The sequence below is a fragment of the Micromonospora orduensis genome (genome assembly GCF_006228125.1).
Classification (GTDB): domain Bacteria; phylum Actinomycetota; class Actinomycetes; order Mycobacteriales; family Micromonosporaceae; genus Micromonospora; species Micromonospora orduensis.
On record NZ_VDFY01000024.1, the window covers coordinates 1 to 2,295 of the forward strand.

Consider the following 2,295-nt stretch of genomic DNA (forward strand, 5'->3'; position numbering starts at 1 on the left):
GTCGCCGACCGGCTGCCCGGCGACGTCCTCGTCCCGGCCCGGTCGGCGGCGTCGGTGCCGTTCTGCCCGGACACACGCCCGCCGTCGCGCTGGGCCTTCTCGTGTGACCCCTCGTCGTCGGCTGCGGGCCGCGGTGTTTCGGGCCGGTCGGGAACGAGCGTGGGTCGGCTGGTGCCGCGTCGCGGGGCGGGGGTGGGCCGGGCCGAGAGCAGGCGCGGCGGCACCGCCTCCGGGGCGGTGACCGGTGCCAGACCCGCGACCACTGTGTTGACGATCTCGGCGGCGTACGAGCCGTCCGGGTCGTAGTCGGGGTCGAAGACGGTCAGCTCGATGCCGAGGCAGTGCGGGGTGTCGACCAGGCCGGCGAGCAGGATCTCCAGTTCGGCGAAGGCGATGCCGCCCGGGTCGGGGGCGTCCACGGCGGGCATCACCGCCGGGTCGAGTACGTCCACGTCGATGTGCACCCAGTAGCCCGCGCAGTCGGCGAGCTGCTCGTGTGCCCACTGTGCCGTCCGGGCGGCGCCCTCGGCGCGCAGCGCCGGCACCGGCCGGGTGGTGATCCCCGCCGCCTGGAGGTCGAGCCGGTATTCGTCCTGTGCCCGGATGCCGAGCACCACCACGTCGATGTCGCGGAAGTAGGGTCGGCGCCCCTCCAGGGCGGCCAGGTCGGCCTGCCCCCGCCCGGTGACCAGGGCCAGGTCCTCCCCGGCGGCGGCACCCACGTAGGAGGCGTTGCCGGGGTGCCGGAAGTCGGAGTGCCCGTCCACGAAGACCAGGCCGATCCGCCCACCGACGGCCTCGCCGAGGCGGTGCATGGCAAGCGCCGAGCCGAGCAGCACCGAGCAGTCGCCGCCCAGCACCACCGGGAACTCGCCCCGGTCGATGATCGAGCCGATCCGTTCGGCGAGGGCGAGGGAGTAGTCGGCGATCTCCCGGGCGTGGCACACCCCGTCGCCGGGCCGCCAGTCACCCGGGTCGTAACGGGGTGGGGTGATGCAGCCGGCGTCGCGGGCGCGCAGCCGGGGCAGCAGGTCGTGGTCGCGCAGCGCTCCGGGCGCCTTGGCGCAGCCCGGAACCGACGTGGGCGTCGGCGGCCGTAGACCGAGATTTGTCGGCGCGTCGAGGACGGCGATCCGGCGCATCATGAGCTCCCGTCCTCGGTGGTCGGGCGGGCCGGCCGGAACGCCGGCCCGCGCTGGCGTGCTACGAACTCAGAACAGGGCGCTGGCCAGGGCACGGCGCGCCGAGGCGACCGCCGGGTCGTCCGGGCCGGCGATGGTGAACAGCGACACCAGGTGCTGGCGGACGGTCTCCCGGTCCTCGCCGGCGGTGCGCCGGACCAGGCCGACCAGCCGGGCGTACGCCTGTTCGGCCAGGCCGCTGAGCACCTCGATGTCGGCGGCCAGCAGCTGGGCGGCAACGTCGTCGGGGGCGCTCTCGGCGGCGGCCAGCGCGGTGGCCGGGTCGGCGCCGGCCACCCGGCGGGCCACCCCGACCTGGGCGAGGCCGGCCTCGGCCGCGGCGTCCGCCGGGGAGTCGGCGAGGATCTTCCGGTACGCCCGCTCGGCGGCGTCCAGGTCGCCGCTCATGAGGGCGTCGTCCGCCTCGTCGAGGCGTGGATCCTCCGGTTCGGCGACGGTCACGCCGCCGGCCTTGAGCACGGCCTGGAGCCACTGGCGCAGCTGCGCCTCGGGGACCACGCCGGAGAAGGCGTCGATGGGCTGGCCTCCGACCACCGCGTACACCATGGGGATGCCCTGGACCCGGAACATCTGGGCGATCCGCGGGTTCTGCTGCACGTCGACCCGGGCGAGCACCCAGGCGCCGCCGCTCTCGGCGGCCAGCCGCTCCAGCACGGGGGCGAACTCGTCGCTCTCCGGGAAGCCGGCCGCGCCGAAGAAGACGACGACGGGCATGGCCATCGACCGTTCGAGCACCTCGGACTGGATGGTCGCCTCGGTGACGTCGACGATGGCGGCGTCACCGCCGGCGCCGGGCGCGCTTGGCGCGCCGGTGGACGGGCCGCCCTGCGGGGGTGCGCCGGGGCGGGTACTGGCTGGTGCGGGGCCGCGCAGCGTGCTGAGGTCGACCGCGCCGCGGGTGAAGATCGACGAGGTGATCCGTGGGTCGCTCATGGTTACCTAGTCTCGCACGCGGGCCCGGGTTCTCAGCTCACCCGCAACTCCGACGTTGCGACTCTCACCTCCCCGCCCCCACCCCCGCGATCGTGCACTTTCTGTCGCCGGTACGCCGCCTTCACGGCATATGCGGCCACCGCAACCGCAAGATCGTCGC

At 75.0% G+C, this 2,295-nt stretch carries 2 protein-coding genes; both read right to left on the reverse strand.

Annotated features, from left to right (window positions below; translation table 11 throughout):
- The coding region (locus tag FHG89_RS00165; RefSeq protein ID WP_244295040.1) for an arginase family protein at positions 1-1,145 on the reverse strand (1,145 nt) is incomplete at its 3' end.
- Between the two features lie 66 nt (positions 1,146-1,211).
- Positions 1,212-2,135, reverse strand: a complete 924-nt coding sequence (locus FHG89_RS00170; RefSeq protein ID WP_139581820.1) for a tetratricopeptide repeat protein — start codon at positions 2,133-2,135, stop codon at positions 1,212-1,214.
- Positions 2,136-2,295 lie beyond the last annotated feature (160 nt).